We start from the raw sequence: 1,321 nt of genomic DNA, 5'->3' as shown, positions 1-1,321 counted from the left end.
CAGGAAATGTTGTTACGGCTTCAGGTTTAGTGGCAGGAAACTATACATTAGAGGTTACAGATACAGCCACAGGCTGTACCAATACTGCTTCTATTGCAGTTACAGAACCTACTGCGTTAGCATTGGCATTAGCTAGTAATGTAAATGCAAATTGTGATTTTGGTGCTAAAGTAAGTGTAACAGCTTCAGGTGGAACTGCTCCTTATGAGTACTCATTTGTACAGGCAAGTGCTGCAGGACCTGGAACTTTTACAGCTTCAAACGAAGCCGAATTAAACCCTGCAACCACTACAAGCTGGAAAGTTTATGTGAGAGATGCTAACAACTGTGTTATCGGTACACCGCTTGCAATTCCAATTGAAAGAGATGTTGATCCAACTATTACGGCTCCTGCTTTAATTTGTTTTACAGGAACTCCGGTTACAGTTACAGTTACAGCAACAGCTGACCCAGATGTTTTACCAGCTGCGACTTACAGTGTAAACGGTGGTGCTTTCCAGGCTTCACGTGACTTTACAATCAGTGCTCCGGGAACTTATGTGTTTAGAATTAAGGACGGAAACGGATGTATTGCATCAGTTTCTTACGAAGTAAAACCACAATTGACTTTACAGGCTAATTTGATTCAGGATTTAACTTGTGCTTTAGTGGCTGATATCACTTTGGTTCCAGGTGGAGGAACAGGAACGTACACTAAGTATGAAGTTTATGACGGAACTACTTACACTGTTATCCCAGGTCCTTCATACAAACCTACTGTTGACGGAACATACAGTTTCAGAGTAACAGATTCACAAAATTGTGAGGCTGTATCAAATGTTATCACGGTAAGTCCTAAAACAACTCCGACAGCAACATTCACTCAGGTTGATGTAAGTTGTTTTGGAGGAAATAACGGAAGTTTCGTATTGACTCCTGCTGACGGAATTGCTCCTTATACTTATAGTGTAAACGGTGCTGCTTTCGTAACAGGAAATACTTTCAGTAATTTAACTCAGGGAGTTTATAATGTTATCGTTAAAGATGCTAAGCAATGTGTATCTACTGTTCCTATAACAATTACAATTACAGAGCCTTCAGCATTATCAGCTACTTCATCAATTACTACAGCTTTAGTATGTACTGCAGGAAATGCACCATCACAAGCAGTTGTAACGGTTGTTGGTGCAGGCGGAACAACTCCATATGAATATAGTTTTGATGGAACAAATTATTCATCAGACAATACATTTGAAACATTTGCAGGAGTTACGATGACTGTTTATGTAAAAGATAAAAACGGTTGTACTTTCACGTTGACTAATGGTGTTAATGTACCTGC

1 protein-coding gene is annotated in these 1,321 nt (G+C 39.7%); it reads left to right on the top strand.

The window, feature by feature from the left end:
* The coding region (locus tag AC6CH4_RS25855) for a SprB repeat-containing protein (RefSeq protein WP_498108196.1) at positions 1 to 1,321 on the top strand (1,321 nt) is incomplete at both ends.

The sequence above is a fragment of the Flavobacterium sp. GQ95 genome, assembly GCF_059758655.1.
The sequence above is the reverse complement of the archived record's forward strand: the minus strand, read 5'-3'. Positions and strand labels throughout refer to the sequence as shown.